The organism is uncultured Campylobacter sp., assembly GCF_937997595.1.
In the GTDB taxonomy this organism is placed as follows: domain Bacteria; phylum Campylobacterota; class Campylobacteria; order Campylobacterales; family Campylobacteraceae; genus Campylobacter_B.
Window position 1 is genome coordinate 1 of the sequence record NZ_CALKTS010000020.1, and the last position, 1,072, is coordinate 1,072.

At 48.6% G+C, this 1,072-nt stretch carries 1 protein-coding gene; it reads right to left on the reverse strand.

The window, feature by feature from the left end:
• Window positions 1–242 precede the first annotated feature (242 nt).
• Window positions 243–797, reverse strand: a complete 555-nt coding sequence (locus tag Q0614_RS00780) for a hypothetical protein (protein ID WP_298785841.1) — start codon at window positions 795–797, stop codon at window positions 243–245.
• Window positions 798–1,072: the final 275 nt, after the last annotated feature.

Sequence of the window (1,072 nt, forward strand, 5' to 3'; positions counted from 1 at the left end):
AAGGTGCTGAAAACGGCGACTACGCAAAGCAGAAATATTTTAAGCGATTTGACGCAACGTAGACAACCTGCTAGATTACTTGATTACGACGCAGGTTTTTTGGATATGCGATAGGCGTTTGTGCCCATACTCGCTGAACTTAAATTTTAGCCGTTCGTGAACGTCGCTCGCTTCCTTTTTTTTGAAAGACTCAAATTTTAGTCGCTTGTGAGCGCCCATTCGCTTCCTTTGCCCGCGTAAATTTAGCGCATAAAAACCACGACCTCGCCGCGCTCAAACGTGATCTGCCGCCCCGCTAGATACAGCTCGAAGTAGGGCTTTAAAAAGTCCTCCTGCGGCCTTTGCGCGTAGTTTGGATACTGTAAATACGCTGAGAGCAGGTAGTCGCAGTCGATCGAATAGCACGCCTCGCCGAGCACCCACAGCTTCGCATCGAGCTTAGGCGCGTCTATCATCCACTCCGTGATCGCCCCATAGACGGCGTCCGTAAGTTCGCCTTCATGCCCCCTAAAATCAAAACCTTCCTGCACGCGCGCGGATTTTATTTCGCCAAGCATTTTTAAAAGCTCGTCATCGTCGATAAACTCGGCAAAAATTTTTAAATTTCGAACATGCGCTAAAGCTAGGCTCTTAAGCGCTTCTTCGTCAAATTTAGTATCTTGCGGCGGACAAAAATACCCGGGCGCCACGCCTTGATCGAATGCTTCCCGCGTCTGCTGCGCCGTGACTGCGTAGATCGGCATTATGCGCGCTTGTAGCTCAGCGCCGTTTTGCAGCGGCGCAAACACTGCCTCCACGCCGGCGCCGTCAGGCATGAAGCACTGAAAAAGCCCGTAAAGCTTATCCTGCAGATCGATCTCTTCGCAATCTAAATCACAAGATCTAGCCCAGCAGTCTCGTTAATGCGACTGGCGTACTCGAAATTCGTCATTTTCGCCCTTTAAATTTTGACCGTCAAAGCGTTTGGGTGGAATTTTACCTAAATTTTGCGCATTTGCCGAATTAAAATTTATGTGCGATGATACTTTTGTAGAATTTAAAATTTAGCGGTTCGGTTTGGGCTTGGTACAGC